15 protein-coding genes, 1 tRNA gene and 1 pseudogene are annotated in these 18,459 nt (G+C 52.0%); 4 read left to right on the top strand and 13 right to left on the bottom strand.

The features are described from left to right. The first annotated feature begins 94 nt into the window (after window positions 1-94). The 3 genes from D9597_RS18160 (at window position 95) to D9597_RS18150 (ending at window position 3,065) form a co-directional block, all read left to right on the top strand. Entirely contained in the window at window positions 95-1,090 is a 996-nt protein-coding gene (locus D9597_RS18160; protein WP_130223800.1) for a peptidase U32 family protein, read from the top strand. Between the two features lie 8 nt (window positions 1,091-1,098). Next, window positions 1,099-1,977 carry a U32 family peptidase gene (locus D9597_RS18155; protein WP_130223798.1) on the top strand — a complete coding sequence of 293 codons (879 nt, stop codon included), beginning with the start codon at window positions 1,099-1,101 and terminating at the stop codon, window positions 1,975-1,977. A gap of 80 nt (window positions 1,978-2,057) precedes the next feature. Further along, window positions 2,058-3,065: a luciferase-like monooxygenase gene (locus D9597_RS18150; protein ID WP_130223796.1), complete on the top strand. Its 1,008-nt coding sequence runs from the start codon at window positions 2,058-2,060 to the stop codon at window positions 3,063-3,065. Here the strand turns inward: D9597_RS18150 and D9597_RS18145 are convergent. Then, a pseudogene (locus tag D9597_RS18145) lies at window positions 3,049-3,762 on the bottom strand (murein L,D-transpeptidase family protein); the annotation flags it as partial. The gene D9597_RS18150 and the pseudogene D9597_RS18145 overlap by 17 nt on opposite strands. Window positions 3,763-3,920: 158 nt before the next feature. Between D9597_RS18145 and D9597_RS18140 the strand changes: the two are divergent. Next, entirely contained in the window at window positions 3,921-4,451 is a 531-nt protein-coding gene (locus tag D9597_RS18140) for a cytoplasmic protein (RefSeq protein WP_130223794.1), read from the top strand. Window positions 4,452-4,511: 60 nt separating this feature from the next. Here D9597_RS18140 and mtr read toward each other — a convergent pair whose 3' ends face one another. The 12 genes from mtr to D9597_RS18075 form a co-directional block, all read right to left on the bottom strand. Next, a complete protein-coding gene (gene mtr / locus D9597_RS18135; protein ID WP_130204608.1) occupies window positions 4,512-5,756 on the bottom strand; it encodes a tryptophan permease in 1,245 nt (414 codons plus the stop codon). 153 nt (window positions 5,757-5,909) lie between these two features. Further along, window positions 5,910-7,823: an ATP-dependent RNA helicase DeaD gene (deaD, locus tag D9597_RS18130; protein WP_130223792.1), complete on the bottom strand. Its 1,914-nt coding sequence runs from the start codon at window positions 7,821-7,823 to the stop codon at window positions 5,910-5,912. Continuing rightward, window positions 7,816-7,896 (bottom strand): protein YrbN, encoded by an 81-nt coding sequence (gene yrbN / locus D9597_RS18125; RefSeq protein WP_010723222.1) that lies wholly within the window; start codon window positions 7,894-7,896, stop codon window positions 7,816-7,818. The genes deaD and yrbN overlap by 8 nt, the downstream gene beginning before the upstream one ends. Before the next feature lie 106 nt (window positions 7,897-8,002). After that, window positions 8,003-8,887 carry a lipoprotein NlpI gene (gene nlpI / locus D9597_RS18120; protein ID WP_000802080.1) on the bottom strand — a complete coding sequence of 295 codons (885 nt, stop codon included), beginning with the start codon at window positions 8,885-8,887 and terminating at the stop codon, window positions 8,003-8,005. Window positions 8,888-8,995: 108 nt separating this feature from the next. After that, window positions 8,996-11,131 (bottom strand): polyribonucleotide nucleotidyltransferase, encoded by a 2,136-nt coding sequence (pnp, locus tag D9597_RS18115; RefSeq protein WP_001298330.1) that lies wholly within the window; start codon window positions 11,129-11,131, stop codon window positions 8,996-8,998. 244 nt (window positions 11,132-11,375) lie between these two features. Then, window positions 11,376-11,645 carry a 30S ribosomal protein S15 gene (gene rpsO, locus D9597_RS18105; protein ID WP_000059470.1) on the bottom strand — a complete coding sequence of 90 codons (270 nt, stop codon included), beginning with the start codon at window positions 11,643-11,645 and terminating at the stop codon, window positions 11,376-11,378. 148 nt (window positions 11,646-11,793) lie between these two features. Then, window positions 11,794-12,738, bottom strand: a complete 945-nt coding sequence (gene truB / locus D9597_RS18100; RefSeq protein ID WP_061350105.1) for a tRNA pseudouridine(55) synthase TruB — start codon at window positions 12,736-12,738, stop codon at window positions 11,794-11,796. Further along, a complete protein-coding gene (rbfA, locus tag D9597_RS18095; protein ID WP_001040205.1) occupies window positions 12,738-13,139 on the bottom strand; it encodes a 30S ribosome-binding factor RbfA in 402 nt (133 codons plus the stop codon). The genes truB and rbfA overlap by 1 nt, the downstream gene beginning before the upstream one ends. 164 nt (window positions 13,140-13,303) lie before the next feature. Beyond that, entirely contained in the window at window positions 13,304-15,976 is a 2,673-nt protein-coding gene (infB, locus tag D9597_RS18090) for a translation initiation factor IF-2 (protein ID WP_130204600.1), read from the bottom strand. A gap of 24 nt (window positions 15,977-16,000) precedes the next feature. After that, complete coding sequence (gene nusA / locus D9597_RS18085; RefSeq protein WP_130204598.1) at window positions 16,001-17,488, bottom strand: transcription termination factor NusA; 1,488 nt, start codon at window positions 17,486-17,488, stop codon at window positions 16,001-16,003. Window positions 17,489-17,515: 27 nt separating this feature from the next. Further along, a complete protein-coding gene (rimP, locus tag D9597_RS18080) occupies window positions 17,516-17,968 on the bottom strand; it encodes a ribosome maturation factor RimP (RefSeq protein WP_001300397.1) in 453 nt (150 codons plus the stop codon). 206 nt (window positions 17,969-18,174) lie between these two features. Continuing rightward, window positions 18,175-18,251 (bottom strand) — tRNA-Met (locus D9597_RS18075). Between the last annotated feature and the right edge of the window lie 208 nt (window positions 18,252-18,459).

Here is an 18,459-nt window from a genome sequence, read left to right as displayed (position 1 = left end):
CTGCCTTAAATCAAAAATTGTCGCAGCAGGGTTAACTAAAATCCCAGTTCGTTAACATTTTTGCGCTTTGACTGCGCAACCTTCAGGAAAAATTATGGAGCTGCTCTGCCCTGCCGGAAATCTCCCGGCGCTTAAGGCGGCCATCGAAAACGGCGCAGATGCTGTTTATATCGGGCTAAAAGATGATACTAATGCCCGCCACTTCGCCGGCCTTAACTTTACCGAGAAAAAATTGCAGGAAGCGGTGAGTTTTGTTCATCAACATCACCGCAAACTTCACATCGCAATTAACACTTTTGCGCATCCGAACGGTTACGCCCGTTGGCAGCGCGCCGTGGATATGGCGGCGCAGCTGGGTGCCGACGCGCTGATCCTCGCCGACCTCGCCATGCTGGAGTACGCCGCCGAGCGATACCCGCATATTGAGCGTCACGTATCGGTGCAGGCTTCGGCGACCAATGAAGAGGCGATTAACTTTTATCATCGCCATTTTGACGTTGCTCGCGTGGTGCTGCCGCGCGTGTTGTCGATTCATCAGGTAAAACAACTGGCGCGTGTTACCCCTGTACCGCTGGAAGTGTTCGCTTTCGGCAGCCTGTGCATTATGTCGGAAGGGCGTTGCTATCTGTCGTCGTATCTGACGGGGGAATCGCCCAACACCGTGGGCGCGTGTTCTCCGGCCCGCTTCGTGCGCTGGCAACAAACGCCGCAGGGGCTGGAATCCCGCCTGAACGAAGTGCTGATCGACCGTTATCAGGACGGCGAAAACGCAGGTTATCCGACGTTGTGTAAAGGGCGTTATCTGGTGGACGGCGAGCGTTATCACGCGCTTGAAGAACCAACCAGTCTCAATACCCTGGAACTGCTGCCGGAGTTAATGGCGGCGAATATTGCTTCGGTGAAAATTGAAGGCCGCCAGCGTAGCCCGGCGTATGTCAGCCAGGTGGCGAAAGTCTGGCGTCAGGCTATCGACCGTTGTAAGGCCGATCCGCAAAACTTCATACCGCAAAGCGCGTGGATGGAAACGCTCGGGTCGATGTCCGAAGGCACGCAAACCACTCTTGGCGCGTATCACCGTAAATGGCAGTGAGAAAAGCAATGAAATATTCCTTAGGGCCAGTGCTGTGGTACTGGCCAAAAGAGACGCTGGAAGAATTTTATCAGCAGGCCGCCGCCAGCAGCGCCGACGTGATTTATCTTGGTGAAGCAGTATGCAGCAAGCGCCGGGCAACTAAAGTTGGTGACTGGCTGGAGATGGCAAAATCGCTCGCCGGAAGTGGCAAGCAGATTGTGCTCTCCACGCTGGCGCTGGTGCAGGCATCCTCCGAACTGGGCGAACTGAAACGCTATGTTGAGAACGGTGAGTTTCTGATTGAAGCCAGCGATCTCGGCGTGGTGAATATGTGCGCTGAACGCAAACTGCCGTTCGTCGCCGGACATGCGCTGAACTGCTACAACGCGGTGACGCTGAAAATATTGCTTAAACAGGGCATGATGCGCTGGTGTATGCCGGTGGAGCTTTCCCGCGACTGGCTGGTGAATCTGCTTAATCAGTGCGATGAACTGGGCATTCGTAACCAGTTTGAAGTGGAAGTCTTGAGCTACGGTCATCTGCCGCTGGCCTACTCCGCCCGCTGCTTTACCGCGCGTTCGGAAGACCGCCCGAAAGATGAGTGTGAAACCTGCTGCATTAAGTATCCGAACGGGCGCAACGTGCTGTCGCAGGAGAATCAGCAAGTGTTTGTACTCAATGGCATTCAGACCATGAGCGGCTACGTTTACAACCTCGGTAACGAGCTGGCATCCATGCAGGGGCTGGTCGATGTGGTCCGCCTGTCACCGCAGGGTACTGACACTTTCGCGATGCTCGACGCCTTCCGCGCCAATGAAAATGGCGCTGCGCCACTGCCGTTGACGACAAACAGCGATTGTAACGGCTACTGGAGACGGTTGGCGGGGCTGGAGCTGCAAGCGTAAGTATATAGCTCACTTTGTTAACAACTTTAACTACTCTTTAATGCAGTATTAAAGATTAATCGGTAACAAAGTGAGCTGTTATGACTGATAAAACCATTGCATTTTCGCTACTCGATCTGGCCCCCATTCCCGAAGGTTCTTCAGCGCGAGAAGCATTCTCCCACTCTCTCGATCTCGCCCGTCTGGCTGAAAAGCGCGGCTATCATCGCTACTGGCTGGCAGAACACCACAATATGACTGGCATTGCCAGTGCTGCCACGTCGGTATTGATTGGCTATCTGGCGGCGAATACCACCACGCTGCATCTGGGGTCTGGCGGCGTGATGTTGCCTAACCACTCACCGTTGGTCATTGCCGAACAGTTCGGCACGCTCAATACACTCTATCCGGGGCGAATCGATTTGGGGCTGGGTCGTGCTCCGGGTAGTGACCAGCGAACCATGATGGCGCTACGTCGTCATATGAGCGGGGATATTGATAATTTCCCCCGCGATGTCGCGGAGCTGGTGGACTGGTTTGACGCCCGCGATCCCAATCCGCATGTGCGCCCGGTACCAGGCTACGGCGAGCAAATCCCCGTGTGGTTGTTAGGCTCCAGCCTTTACAGCGCGCAACTGGCGGCGCAGCTTGGTCTGCCGTTTGCGTTTGCCTCACACTTCGCGCCGGATATGTTGTTCCAGGCGCTGCATCTTTATCGCAGCAACTTCAAACCGTCGGCACGACTGGAAAAACCATACGCGATGGTGTGCATCAATATTATCGCCGCCGACAGCAACCGCGACGCCGAATTCCTGTTTACCTCAATGCAGCAAGCCTTTGTGAAGCTGCGCCGTGGCGAAACCGGGCAACTGCCGCCGCCGATTCAAAATATGGATCAGTTCTGGTCACCGTCTGAGCAGTATGGCGTGCAGCAGGCACTGAGTATGTCGTTGGTAGGTGATAAAGCGAAAGTGCGTCATGGTTTGCAGTCGATCCTGCGCGAAACCGACGCCGATGAGATTATGGTTAACGGGCAGATTTTCGACCACCAGGCGCGCCTGCATTCGTTTGAACTGGCGATGGACGTGAAGAAAGAGTTGTTGGGCTAATTTTATAACGCCGGTTTTCAACGGTGATGGTTGGCAATCGGTGATTTTTTTCGAAGTAATCATAGCCGGGCTTCAACATACGCCAGAAATTATATTCCGGCCATGCTTGCGCCTGGCGCATATTTTCGTCGTTCATCGTAAATGGGAAGATATGGACAGGCACGCTCTTCTGCCCGCTCTTTAGCGCCTGCGCCACCAGTTGATAAATCTCTTCAATACCGGCATCAGTCATGGCATAGCAGCCCGCCGAAACACAATTCCCGTGAACCATAATGAAATCACCGGTGTAGCCGTTTGCCCGATCGTAAGCATTCGGATAGCCAATATTAAATGCCAGATGGTAGCGGCTGTTTGGGTTAAGTAACCCTTTGTTGGTGGCATAAAAACCTTCCGGGCTTTTACCATCCCCCTGTTTGTGTTTTGGCCCTAAGCCACCAGACCACGCACATATAATCCAGGTTTTGTAGAGTTCGTAGGGCTTGTTATTGGAGCTTGCCCACAGTTCCAGCTTATCTTCCGCTTTCAAAATACGGATAAATAACTGGTCGCTGGGGTGAATGATTTTTAAAGACGATATGACAGGTTGTTCAACGGGTAGGAAAACATGTTCATCGTGCGGGGTGGGCCAGAAAAATTTTAAAATCAAAGCGATAAACAGGCTCAACAATACAATAGCGAGTAGTCCTTTACGCCCCATTTTCGTATTCCGCTTATTCTGACCAAGTTCAAGTATATATTTTCCTATGATATGAAATAGAGGAAAGGTCCAGTTCTGTACTTTTATAAAATAGTAATCGTTTTATCATCACCGAACAGGGATATGAATAAATCGACTTATTACCAGAGAAAATAATCATGAGTGAACCTGCTTCCTTTTTTCTTCACGCACATATTACTGAGAGTAACCTCGAGAAGTTTTTCCATTCACCAGCAACAAATATCAAAGACTATGACGACTGGTTGCCATGGTTTATCGAGAAGCAGCGGTTGTACGGCGATCCTGCAAAAATGCTTAACAATCTTGCAGCTTGTAATTCTGGTGACAGTGAAAAGAATATTTATGCCGAACATATCAACTTTAATAAAGAAACACAGATAGTCACTATGGATCACATATTTATCTCAGAGAGCTATGAAATCTTCATGCCACTCATGGCCTGTGTGCGGGGAATCGAGAAATTTATTACGCCGGGTGAAAGTAATTTTGCGCTAATTTATTATTACTGGTGGGGTTCGGAGACAGCTATCGCGCTCGAATTTGATGCCAATGGTAGCAGAATAACGGCAAATCCTAAGGCAGAAAATTTAACTATCGCCGATGCTTTTTTTGATGAAAACGGGGAAGCACTCGCTGAAGAACTTTATAATAAACAGGGTTTTATTTGATACGATCTCGCGTATTTGTTCAATATTGCCGGATGAAAACAACTCATCCGGCTCGTGCAATTACTGATACACCGGCAGTAAATTAAAGCTCGATAAAATATGGATCAGTGCGTTACCAACGCCAAACACCAGAATCAGCACGATCATCGGTTTGCCGCCCCAGACGCGGAATTTCGGACTACCAAAGCGTTTACGCGATGCGCGGGCCAGCAACGCAGGAACTATTGCCGCCCAGATGGTAGCCGCTAAACCGGCATAACCAATGGCGTACAGGAATCCGTTCGGGAACAGCAGGCCACCCACAACAGGCGGGGCAAAGGTCAGCAACGCTGTTTTCAAACGGCCCATAGCCGAGTCGTCGAAACCAAACAGATCTGCCAGATAGTCAAACAAACCCAGCGTTACGCCAAGGAACGAACTCGCTACCGCAAAGTTTGAGAACACGACCAGCAGAAGGTCCAGACTACGGCTGTTCAGCACGCCGCTTAACGCCTGTACTAGCACATCAATATTGCCGCCCTTCTCGGCGATGCCGATAAACTCCGGACGAGGGATGTTGCCCATTGTCGCCAGCAACCAGATGGTATACAGCGCCAGCGCCATCAGCGTACCGTACACCAGGCATTTCACGATGGTTTTCGGATCTTTGCCGTAATACTTCATCAGGCTTGGCACGTTACCGTGATAACCAAACGACGCCAGGCAGAACGGCAGGGTCATCAGTAAATACGGTGCATAAGACGCATTGCTTTCGGCGACGTTGAACAATGTCGCAGGCTGCACATGCCCCAGCAGGCTACCGAAGGTGAGGAAGAAGGTAATGACTTTCGCCCCCAGCACAATCGCCGTCATCCGGCTGACCGCTTTGGTGCTCAACCACACCACAAACGCCACCAACAGTGCAAAACCAAAACCCGCCGCCCGTGCCGGGACATTCAGCGACATCTCCGCGAAGGTGTGATGCAGAATCGAACCACTGGCAGAAATATAGGCATAGGTCAGGATATAGAGCACAAAGGCAATGGAAATGCCGTTGACCACGTTCCAGCCTTTGCCCAGCAAGTCTTTGGTGATGGTGTCAAAACTCGAACCGATTCGGTAATTCAGGTTAGCTTCCAGAATCATCAAGCCAGAATGCAGCATACAGAACCAGGTGAAGATCAGCGCCGCCATTGACCAGAAGAACCACGCACCGGACATGACCACTGGCAGAGAAAACATCCCTGCGCCAATAATGGTGCCGCCGATAATCACCACGCCGCCAAGCAGCGACGGTGACGTTTGGGTGGTGGTTAGTGTTGCCATGAGGGCTTCTCTCCAGTGAAAAATAGTGCGACTGCGTTGTTATGTATTGCACTGTACCAGTACATGAGTACAAAAGACAGAAAAAAAGCCCCGATTGTTAAAATCGGGGCTGTATATATTATTTTACAGACTGTGTTCGCTGTTCAGCGATGATTACGCATCGCCACCGAAACGACGACGACCGGTAGAGTCATCACGACGCGGTGCGCGGCCTTCACGACGTTCACCGCTAAAACGACGACCATCACCACGACCACCTTCACGGCGTTCACCGCTGAAGTTACGACCGCCTTCACGACCACCTTCACGACCACCTTCACGACGCTCGCCACTGAAACCACGACCACCGCCACGACGCTCACCACCAGTATGCGGCTGCGCATCGCCCAGTAACTGCATGTTCATCGGCTTGTTGAGAATGCGAGTGCGCGTAAAGTGTTGCAGCACTTCACCCGGCATACCTTTCGGCAGTTCGATGGTGGAGTGAGAAGCAAACAGCTTGATGTTACCGATGTAACGGCTGCTGATGTCGCCTTCGTTAGCAATCGCGCCAACGATATGACGAACTTCAACACCATCATCGCGGCCCACTTCAATGCGATACAGTTGCATATCGCCAACATCACGACGTTCACGACGCGGACGATCTTCACGGTCGCCACGCGGGCCACGATCGTTACGATCGCGCGGACCACGGTCATCACGGTCACGGAATTCACGTTTCGGACGCATCGGCGCATCTGGCGGAACAATCAGAGTACGTTCACCCTGTGCCATTTTCAGCAGTGCGGCGGCCAGAGTTTCGAGATCCAGTTCTTCACCTTCTGCAGTCGGCTGAATTTTGCTCAGCAGTGCGCGGTATTGATCCAGATCGCTGCTTTCCAGCTGCTGCTGTACTTTAGCGGCGAATTTTTCCAGACGGCGTTTGCCCAGCAGTTCTGCGTTCGGCAGTTCTACTTCCGGAATAGTCAGCTTCATAGTACGTTCAATGTTGCGCAGCAGACGACGCTCGCGGTTCTCAACGAACAGCAGCGCGCGGCCAGCACGACCCGCACGACCGGTACGACCGATACGGTGAACGTAAGACTCAGAATCCATCGGGATATCGTAGTTAACTACCAGGCTGATACGCTCAACGTCCAGGCCACGAGCCGCAACGTCGGTCGCAATCAGGATGTCCAGACGACCGTCTTTCAGGCGTTCCAGAGTCTGCTCACGCAGCGCCTGGTTCATGTCACCGTTCAGCGCGGCGCTGTTGTAGCCGTTACGCTCAAGAGCTTCAGCCACTTCCAGAGTCGCGTTTTTGGTACGAACGAAGATAATCGCCGCATCAAAATCTTCCGCTTCCAGGAAACGTACCAGTGCTTCGTTTTTACGCATACCCCAGACAGTCCAGTAGCTCTGGCTGATGTCAGGACGGGTAGTCACGCTGGACTGAATGCGCACTTCCTGCGGCTCTTTCATAAAGCGGCGGGTAATGCGGCGAATCGCTTCCGGCATGGTTGCAGAGAACAGAGCGGTCTGATGACCTTCCGGGATCTGCGCCATAATAGTTTCAACGTCTTCGATGAAGCCCATGCGCAGCATTTCGTCAGCTTCATCCAGAACCAGACCGCTCAGTTTAGAGAGGTCCAGAGTGCCACGTTTCAGGTGGTCCAGCAGACGGCCCGGAGTACCGACAACGATCTGCGGCCCCTGACGCAGGGCGCGTAATTGCACGTCATAACGCTGGCCGCCGTACAGGGCAACCACATTTACGCCGCGCATGTGTTTAGAGAAATCCGTCATTGCTTCAGCAACCTGTACCGCCAGTTCGCGGGTCGGTGCCAGCACCAGAATCTGTGGTGCTTTCAGCTCAGGATCAAGATTCTGCAGCAGAGGTAAAGAGAATGCTGCAGTTTTTCCGCTCCCCGTCTGGGCCATACCCAGAACGTCGCGGCCATTCAGCAGATGTGGAATACACTCTGCCTGAATTGGAGATGGTTTTTCGTAACCCAGATCGTTAAGGGCTTCAAGGATAGGAGCCTTCAGGCCCAGATCTGCAAAAGTGGTTTCGAATTCAGCCATGTAGTACGTGTGCCTCAAAATTAATGGCGGCCAGTCTACATAACTCATCATGAAATTGATCAGCAATTTTCATTGAAAAGTGTGAACCGGCTCAAAGTAGGTGTATTAACGAACAACAACGCCCTCACCCGTTAAGGTGATGGCAATCAAAAAAGATTACGGGCTGATGTGTACGTCAGCTATTGCTGGTCCGATTCTGCCAGGTCATCTTGGTCCTGGCCCAGGAGCGATAATTCCAACAATGCGTATCGGTGCTCAACAAAGTTATGAACGTTGTTGGCAACCGCCAGTTTGAACAGTGCCGTGGCGCTGTCCAAATCCCCCAGACTTAGGTAGTACTTACCTAAATAGAAGTTGGTTTCACTGAGATGCTCAGCGAGCGAGGTGTTATCCGTTGCGTCCGCCTTGAGCCTTTCCATTAACGTTTGTTCGCTAATGTTGCCCAGGTAGAACTCGACAATGTTCCATCCCCACTGTTCCTTGTCCGATTTTTCGAAGTGCTGTTTCAACACTTCTTTAGCCTGCTTCTCATCGAGCTTCTGCTCGGCGAGATAAAGCCACAGACTACGGAAAGGATCATTGGGATCGTCTTGATAAAACGCCAGCAGATCATCTTGCGCTAACTTGTCACGACCGCCGTAATATAATGCGATCCCGCGATTCAAGTGCGCGTAGTTGTAAGTTGGATCAAGCTCAAGTACAGAATCAAACGCTTCATAGGCAGCATCAAAATTGCCTGCCTGCGTTAAATATATGCCTAAGTAATTGAATACTTCAGGCATATCTGGTCGGATTGCCAGCGCTTGCGAAAAATCGTTACGCGCTAATGCCCTCAGACCGAGACTATCATACAACACTCCGCGCTCATATAAAAGCTGTGCGCGTTCGTCATCGGTTAAAGCCCGACTGGCAAGGATTTGTTCCATACGTGCCAGAATCACTTCCTGCTGTAAAGTCGGTTGCAATGGTACCGCGAGGACTTCACTTTTACGCCAGGAAGTATTACTGCATCCTGCAAGCGTAAGTGCTGTCGCAACGAAACACCAGCGCAAAAAAGGCTTCATTTCCCACTCCCGAAGACCACGGTTGAATGAACGTCCTGTTCCCGGTTGCTAACAAGGCGTCCTGCCCGGTTAAAAGCCCCCCGCCGCAGCGGAGGGCAAATGGCAACCTTACTCGCCCTGTTCAGCAGCCGGAGCTTCCGGTGCTGCAGCAGGTTGAGACTGCTCAGTCGCTTCTTTAATGCTCAGACGGATACGGCCCTGGCGATCAACTTCCAGAACTTTCACCGGTACTTCCTGACCCATCTGCAGGTAATCGGTCACTTTCTCAACGCGTTTGTCAGCGATTTGAGAGATGTGGACCAGACCTTCTTTACCGCCGCCGATGGCAACAAATGCGCCAAAGTCAACGATACGGGTCACTTTACCATTGTAGACGCGGCCCACTTCGATTTCTGCAGTGATCTCTTCGATACGACGAATAGCATGTTTCGCTTTCTCGCCGTCGGTCGCTGCGATCTTCACAGTACCGTCATCTTCGATTTCGATGGTGGTGCCAGTTTCTTCGGTCAGGGCACGGATAACAGAGCCGCCTTTACCGATAACGTCTTTGATCTTGTCCGGGTTGATCTTGATGGTATGGATACGCGGAGCGAACTCAGAGATATCGCCACGTGGCGCGTTGATCGCCTGTTCCATTACACCCAGGATGTGCAGACGCGCACCTTTAGCCTGGTTCAGTGCAACCTGCATGATCTCTTTGGTGATACCTTCAATTTTGATATCCATCTGCAGTGCAGAGATACCGTCGCGGGAACCCGCAACTTTGAAGTCCATATCGCCCAGGTGATCTTCGTCACCCAAAATGTCAGACAGTACAACGTAGTTGTCGCCTTCTTTCACCAGACCCATTGCGATACCTGCAACAGCGGCTTTGATTGGCACACCTGCGTCCATCAGCGCCAGAGACGCGCCGCACACGGAAGCCATAGAAGAAGAACCGTTGGATTCGGTGATTTCAGACACAACACGTACGGTGTACGGGAATTTGTCCATATCCGGCATTACTGCCAGCACGCCGCGCTTCGCCAGACGACCGTGACCAATTTCACGACGCTTCGGAGAACCGACCATGCCAGTTTCGCCTACGGAGTACGGAGGGAAGTTGTAGTGGAACAGGAAGGTGTCAGTACGTTCGCCCATCAGTTCATCAAGAACTTGCGCGTCACGTGCAGTACCCAGCGTTGCGGTAACCAGCGCCTGCGTTTCACCACGGGTGAACAGCGCAGAACCGTGAGTACGCGGCAGCACGCCAGTACGCACATCCAGACCACGGATCATATCTTTTTCGCGACCGTCGATACGCGGTTCGCCTGCCAGTACGCGGCTACGAACAACGTTTTTCTCGATAGCGTGCAGAATTTCACCCAGTTCGTTTTCGTCCAGGGTTTCATCTTCAGCAAGCAGCGTCGCGATGGTTTCAGATTTGATGACATCAACCTGCGCATAACGCTCTTGTTTGTCGGTGATGCGATAAGCATCGCTCAGACGAGCTTCAGCCAGCGCAGCAACGCGCGCGTTCAGCGCTTCGTTTACCGGCTCCGGCTGCCAATCCCAACGCGGTTTGCCGGCTTCTTTCACCAGTTCATTGATGTTCTGAATAACAACCTGCTGTTGTTCATGACCGAACACTACTGCGCCCAGCATCTGGTCTTCGCTCAGCAGTTCAGCTTCAGATTCAACCATCAGTACAGCGGCTTCAGTACCCGCAACAACCAGATCCAGTTTGCTCTCTTTCAGCTCGTCCTGAGTCGGGTTCAGTACGTACTGGTCATTGATGTAACCTACGCGGGCAGCACCAATCGGGCCATTGAACGGAATACCAGACAGAGACAGTGCTGCGGAAGCACCAATCATCGCGACGATATCCGGGTTAACCTGCGGGTTAACAGAAACCACGGTGGCGATAACCTGAACTTCGTTGACGAAGCCTTCCGGGAACAGCGGGCGAATCGGGCGGTCAATCAGACGCGCGATCAGGGTTTCGCCTTCGCTTGGGCGGCCTTCACGACGGAAGAAGCTACCCGGGATACGACCAGCAGCGTAGGTACGCTCCTGATAGTTAACGGTCAGAGGGAAGAAGTCCTGACCTGGTTTGGCTTTTTTCTGGCCGACAACGGTAACAAATACCGCGGTGTCATCCATGCTAACCATAACAGCGGCAGTGGCTTGACGCGCCATCATGCCGGTTTCCAGAGTCACGGTGTGTTGGCCGTACTGGAATTTACGAACGATCGGATTAAGCAATGTAATACCCTTTTCTTTCTTAGACAGCACCTTACGGTACTGGTGTTAATACCCGATCTTCTGCGCATCCTCGCGACTAATGACAACCCTAACCCAGCCAAATGTGGGTAAAGCCTCTCATTAGCCGCGCGAACCTCTGCAACGGAAGATCATTCATAGCAACAATACATTAGTTTCCAGTGAATTGCTGCCGTCAGTTTGAAAAAAGGGGCCACTCAGGCCCCTTTTCTGAAACTCGCAAGAATTAGCGACGCAGACCCAGGCGCTCGATGAGCTGGGTGTAACGTGCTACGTCTTTACGTTTCAGGTAGTCGAGCAGTTTACGACGCTGAGAAACCATGCGCAGCAGACCACGACGGCTGTGGTGATCTTTTTTGTGCTCTGCAAAGTGACCCTGCAGGTGGTTGATCTGTGCAGTCAGCAGTGCTACCTGAACTTCGGTAGAACCGGTGTCGTTTTCACCACGACCAAACTCAGAAACGATTTTAGCTGTTGCTTCAGTACTTAGAGACATTTTAAAACTCCAAAGTATATAGAATGAAAGGACGCCGATCTCTAATTCAGCGATCCCAGTGTACGTTACGCAAAGTGTTAAACAATTTACGCGACGTTAAGCGGCAGTATTCTACTCGTAGCGACCTGTTATCGCAAGACGGTTAACATTACGCCGGATATTCAACCACCAGACGACGAGGCGCAACGCGGCCTTCATCGTCAATTTCACCCATACCGATAAACTTGCCATTCTCACCTTCTGTAACACGAACCAGTCCTTCCAGCGGCGCACCAGATGTACGAACTGGGTTACCATTTTTGAAGTAAACAGAAGACGTTAACGGAAGATTCACCACCGGATAGTCCGAAGCTGGACTGTCCATTGGCATCAGTAATGGATCAAATAACTCCGCAGCCGGAATATCCTGCTGTTCAGCTTGCTCAACAAGTTCTCGCAGGTGCTCCAGGGTCACCATCCGTTCAACCGGATATTTACTTACCGCCAGACGGCGCAGGTAAATAACATGCGCGCCACAGCCGAGTTTTTCACCCAGGTCGTCAATGATAGTGCGGATATAAGTGCCTTTTGAGCAGTGAATTTCCAGCTCCAGCTCATTGCCTTCATGGCGAATAAACAGCAATTCATAAACGGTAATCGGACGCGCTTCACGCGGAACTTCAATGCCCTGACGCGCGTATTCGTACAGTTTTTTGCCCTGATATTTCAGTGCTGAATACATTGAAGGGATCTGTTCGATATCGCCACGGAAGGTATCCAGCGCCGCCGCCAGTTGCTCTGCACTAAAGGTTACCGGACGTTCTTCAACGATTTGTCCATCGGCGTCAGAAGTATCGGTACGCTGTCCAAGACGCGCAATCACCCGATAGCGTTTGTCGGAGTCCAGCAGATACTGGGAAAACTTCGTCGCTTCCCCGAGGCAAATCGGCAACATGCCAGTTGCCAGCGGGTCCAGCGCGCCGGTGTGTCCGGCACGGTTGGCGTTATATATACGTTTCACTTTTTGCAGCGCATCGTTGCTGGACATACCCTGCGGTTTATCCAGCAACAAAACGCCGTTAATGTCGCGACCGCGACGACGAGGACGACTCATTAGTCCTCCTTGCTGTCGTCCGGGTTAACACGACGCTCTTCGTCATGTTTGACCACGCTGGTCACCAGGTTTGACATACGCATCCCTTCAACCAGTGAGTTGTCGTAGAAGAAGGTCAGTTCCGGCACGATACGCAAGCGCATCGCTTTACCCAGCAGGCTGCGGATGAAACCAGAAGCTTCCTGCAACGCTTTGATGCCCGCTTTAACCGCGTCTTCATCTTTGTCGTTGAGGAACGTCACATATACTTTGGCATACGCCAGGTCACGAGACATTTCGACACCGGAAACGGTGGTCATCATGCCCAGACGAGGATCTTTAATTTCACGCTGCAGGATGAGAGCGATCTCTTTTTGCATTTCCTGCGCTACGCGCTGCGGGCGACCAAATTCTTTCGCCATAATAAATTCTCCTGACAAAAAAGGGGCTGTTAGCCCCTTTTTAAAAATTAATTTCAGGTGGAAGGGCTGTTCACGTTGGCCTGATAAGACGCGCCAGCGTCGTATCAGGCAATCCATGCCGGATGCGGCATAAACGCCTTATCCCGCATGGAACCCTAAAAACCTTAAGCGATGGTACGTTGGATCTCGATGATTTCGAATACTTCGATCACATCGCCAGTGCGGACGTCGTTGTAGTTCTTAACGCCGATACCACATTCCATACCGTTACGGACTTCGTTAACGTCATCTTTGAAGCGGCGCAGGGACTCCAGCTCACCTTCGTAGATAACCACGTTGTCGCGCAGGACGCGGATCGGGTTGTGACGTTTAACCACACCTTCAGTAACCATACAGCCTGCGATGGCACCAAATTTCGGCGATTTGAACACGTCACGAACTTCCGCCAGACCGATAATCTGCTGTTTCAGTTCCGGAGACAGCATACCGCTCATCGCCGCTTTCACTTCGTCGATCAGGTTATAGATGACGGAGTAGTAACGCAGATCCAGGCTTTCCGCTTCAATCACTTTACGTGCAGAGGCATCAGCACGAACGTTAAAGCCAACCAGGATGGCATTGGACGCCGCAGCCAGGGTGGCGTCGGTTTCGGTGATACCACCTACACCAGAACCGATGATCTTCACTTTAACTTCGTCAGTAGACAGTTTCAGCAAGGAGTCGGAGATCGCTTCCACAGAACCCTGTACGTCTGCCTTCAGGACGATATTCACTTCGTGAACTTCGCCTTCGGTCATGTTGGCGAACATGTTCTCGAGTTTAGATTTCTGCTGACGAGCCAGTTTAACTTCGCGGAATTTGCCCTGACGGTACAGTGCAACTTCACGTGCTTTCTTCTCGTCACGTACAACGGTAACTTCATCACCCGCAGCCGGAACACCGGACAAGCCGAGGATTTCCACCGGAATGGACGGACCCGCTTCCAGCACTTCCTGACCCAGTTCGTTACGCATCGCACGAACACGACCGTATTCGAAGCCACACAGAACGATATCGCCCTTATGCAGAGTACCTTCGCGGACCAGTACAGTAGCAACCGGACCACGACCTTTATCGAGGAAGGATTCGATAACCGCACCGCTCGCCATCCCGTTACGCACGGCTTTCAGTTCAAGGACTTCAGCCTGCAGCAGGATAGCATCCAGCAGTTCATCAATACCGGTACCCGCTTTTGCAGATACGTGTACGAACTGGCTTTCGCCGCCCCACTCTTCTGGCAGGATGCCGTACTGAGAGAGTTCGTTCTTAACGCGATCCGGATCGGCTTCTGGTTTATCGATTTTGTTCACAGCAACCACCACCGGAACACCCGCCGCTTTCGCGTGCTGGATAGCTTCGATGGTTTGCGGCATTACGCCGTCGTCTGCAGCAACAACCAGGACTACGATGTCCGTTGCCTGCGCACCACGTGCACGCATTGAAGTAAACGCGGCGTGCCCCGGGGTGTCCAGGAAGGTGATCATGCCGTTTTCAGTTTCAACGTGGTATGCACCAATGTGCTGGGTAATACCGCCCGCTTCGCCAGAGGCCACTTTCGTTGAACGAATGTAGTCCAGCAGAGAGGTTTTACCGTGGTCAACGTGACCCATGATGGTCACAACCGGTGCGCGCGGTTCAGCCGCAGCGCCCGTGTCACGGTCGCTCATTACCGCTTCTTCCAGCTCGTTTTCACGACGCAGGATAACTTTGTGGCCCATCTCTTCGGCTACCAGCTGTGCGGTTTCCTGGTCGATAACCTGGTTGATGGTCGCCATTGCGCCCAGTTTCATCATCGCTTTGATGACCTGAGAGCCTTTAACCGCCATCTTGTTAGCCAGTTCGCCAACGGTGATGGTTTCGCCGATCACAACGTCACGGTTAACGGCCTGAGCTGGCTTCTGGAAGCCCTGCTGCAGCGAAGAACCTTTACGTTTTCCGCCTTTACCGCCACGTACCGCTGCACGCGCTTCTTCGCGATCAGCTTTTGATTCAGCGTGTTTGTTGCCTTTCTTCGGACGCGCTGCTTTCGCGTTACGACCACGGCCACGGCCGCCTTCGACTTCACGATCGCTTTCGTCTTCTGCCTGACGGGCATGTTGAGAGGTAGTAACGTGATAATCGCTGGAATCTTCAGTTGGTTCCGCGTTATCAGTCCATTTATTTTCTTCCGCCATACGACGTGCTTCTTCAGCAACGCGACGTGCTTCTTCTTCGAGTTTACGACGCGCTTCTTCTTCAGCTTTACGCTTGAGCTCTGCAGCTTCCTGCTCACGGCGGGCTTTTTCAGCCTGGGCGGTTTTAGTCATATCGTCTTGTTGATTGCTCACTTTGTCTTTTTCCGCAGCTTCACGTTTCGCTTGTTCAGCGGCTTCACGTTTAGCTTGTTCTGCGGCCTCACGTTCAGCTTTTTGTTGCGCCTCGCGTTTGGCCGATTCTTCTGCCTCACGACGGGCTTGCTCTTCCGCTTCACGCTGCGCTTGCTCTTCCGCCGCAAGGCGCTCGGCCTCTTGCGGGTCACGTTTCACAAAGGTGCGTTTCTTGCGGACTTCGATTTGTACCGATTTGCTTTTTCCACCGGTACCAGGAATGTTAAGGGTGCTGCGTGTCTTACGCTGCAGCGTTAATTTGTCCGGCCCTGAATTTTTCTGATTCAGGTGGTCAATTAAAGCCTGTTTCTCTTGTGCGGACACAGAGTCGTCAGCAGACTTCCGGATACCTGCATCAGCAAATTGCTGTACCAGGCGTTCCACGGAGGTCTGTCGCTCTGCGGCCAGCGTTTTAATCGTTACATCTGTCATGCTGTTCCTTCCTGCTACAGTTTATTACGCTTCGTCACCGAACCAGCAAATATTACGGGCAGCCATAATCAGTGCTCCGGCTTTTTCGTCGGTCAACCCTTCGATATCAGCCAGATCATCAATGCCCTGTTCGGCGAGATCTTCCAGCGTACAAACGCCACGGGCGGCCAGTTTGAATGCCAAATCACGATCTATCCCTTCAAGGTTCAGCAGATCGTCAGCCGGTTTGTTATCACCGAGGCTTTCTTCCTGGGCCTGTGCAATGGTGGCCAGTGCATTTTTAGCACGCTCACGCAGTGCTTCAACGGTCGGCTCATCAAGGCCTTCGATTTCCAACAGCTCTTTCATCGGCACATAGGCCAGTTCTTCCAGCGTCGAGAAACCTTCTTCTACCAGGACAGTCGCGAAGTCTTCGTCAATGTCGAGATAACGGGTGAAGGTGTCAATCGCTGCATGCGCTTCCGCCTGATGCTTAGCCTGCAGGTCGTCAACGGTCATCACGTTGAGTTCCCAACCGCTGAGCTGCGAAGCCAGACGCACGTTCTGACCGTTACGGCCAATCGCCTGTGCCAGGTTACCGGCTTCAACGGCGATATCCATGGTGTGTTTATCTTCATCCACCACGATAGAAGCAACGTCTGCCGGTGCCATCGCATTAATCACGAACTGCGCCGGGTTATCATCCCACAGGACGATATCGATACGCTCGCCGCCCAGTTCAGTAGAAACCGCCTGAACACGCGCGCCACGCATACCTACGCAAGCACCTACCGGATCGATACGTTTATCGTTGGTTTTCACCGCGATTTTCGCACGAGAACCCGGGTCGCGAGCCGCTGCTTTAATTTCAATCACTTCTTCGCCGATTTCTGGCACTTCAATGCGGAACAGTTCGATCAGCATTTCCGGCTTGGAACGGGTAACGAACAGTTGCGCGCCACGCGCTTCCGGGCGAACGGAATAAAGCACGCCACGAACGCGGTCGCCAGGGCGGAAGTTTTCACGCGGCAGCATATCTTCGCGCAGGATCACGGCTTCAGCGTTGTTGCCCAGATCCAGAGAGATGTTGTCGCGGTTTACTTTTTTCACCACGCCGGTGATGATTTCACCTTCGTGTTCACGGAACTGATCAACCACCATCGCACGTTCGGCTTCACGCACTTTCTGCACGATAACCTGTTTTGCCGTCTGGGTGGTGATACGGTCAAAGGTAACAGACTCAATCTGATCTTCAACGTAATCGCCCAGGTTCAGGCTTTCATCTTCATAACGTGCAGCTTCAAGGGTGATTTCCTTGGTCGGCTGGGTGACTTCATCAACAACTAACCAGCGACGGAAGGTGTCAAAATCACCGCTTTTGCGATCGATCTGTACGCGGACGTCGATCTCTTGTTCATATTTTTTCTTTGTTGCTGTCGCCAGCGCGCTTTCCAATGCTTCGAAAATCTTCTCGCGAGGTAGCGCCTTTTCATTGGATACGGCTTCAACTACAGCCAAAATTTCTTTGTTCATCGCGGGCTTTTCACCTCATCCAGACTATTAAAAGTGGGGAACCAGGTTCGCCTTCTGGATATTACTCAGCGCGAACACTTCATCTTTACCTTCGACGGTAACTGTGATCATTTCACCGTCTACCGCTTTGATAACGCCCTGCCATTTACGACGGTTTTGTACCGCCATACGGAGAACCAGAGTCACCTCTTCTCCGACAAAACGGGCGTAGTGTTCAGCCGTGAACAGTGGGCGATCGAGACCCGGTGAGGAGACTTCCAGGTTATAAGCAACGGTGATGGGATCTTCAACATCCAGCACAGCACTTACCTGGTGGCTCACATCAGCACAATCATCAACATTGATGCCATCTTCACTATCAATATAGATGCGCAGTGTGGATGTGCGACCGCGAATAAACTCGATGCCAACCAGCTCAAAACCCAGGGCCTCAACTGGCGCAGTAATCATCTCTGTTAATTTTTGCTCTAATGTGGACAAGCCCACCCCCAAGACATAAAAAAAGGGCCTAAAGCCCAGTTATTCTGTAGTCAGATAACAAAAAACCCCGATAAATCGGGGCTTTATATAACTGAACCCTATAACCGCAACTGCGGTCTGGAGCACTTTCCAGAAGGATTTTTTCAAATCCCACTACGAAGGCCGAAGTCTTCACAGTATATTTGAAAAAGAACTCTAAGGGAAAGTGGTTGCGGGGGCCGGATTTGAACCGACGACCTTCGGGTTATGAGCCCGACGAGCTACCAGGCTGCTCCACCCCGCGCCTGAAACGTGGCAAATTCTACTCGTTTTGGGTAAAAAATGCAAATACTGCTGGGATTTGGTGTACCGAGACGGGACGTAAAATCTGCGGGCATTATAGTGATCCGCGCCACATTTTGTCAACATTTATTGCTATTCACGTGAATGGATATCCAGTTCACTTTCATTTGTTGAATACTTTTGTCTTCTCCTGCTCTCCCTTAAGCGCA

Source organism: Escherichia sp. E13S3 (assembly GCF_004212325.1).
In the GTDB taxonomy this organism is placed as follows: domain Bacteria; phylum Pseudomonadota; class Gammaproteobacteria; order Enterobacterales; family Enterobacteriaceae; genus Escherichia.
Note: the sequence above shows the minus strand (reverse complement) of the source record. Positions and strands in the feature narration are given on the sequence as shown.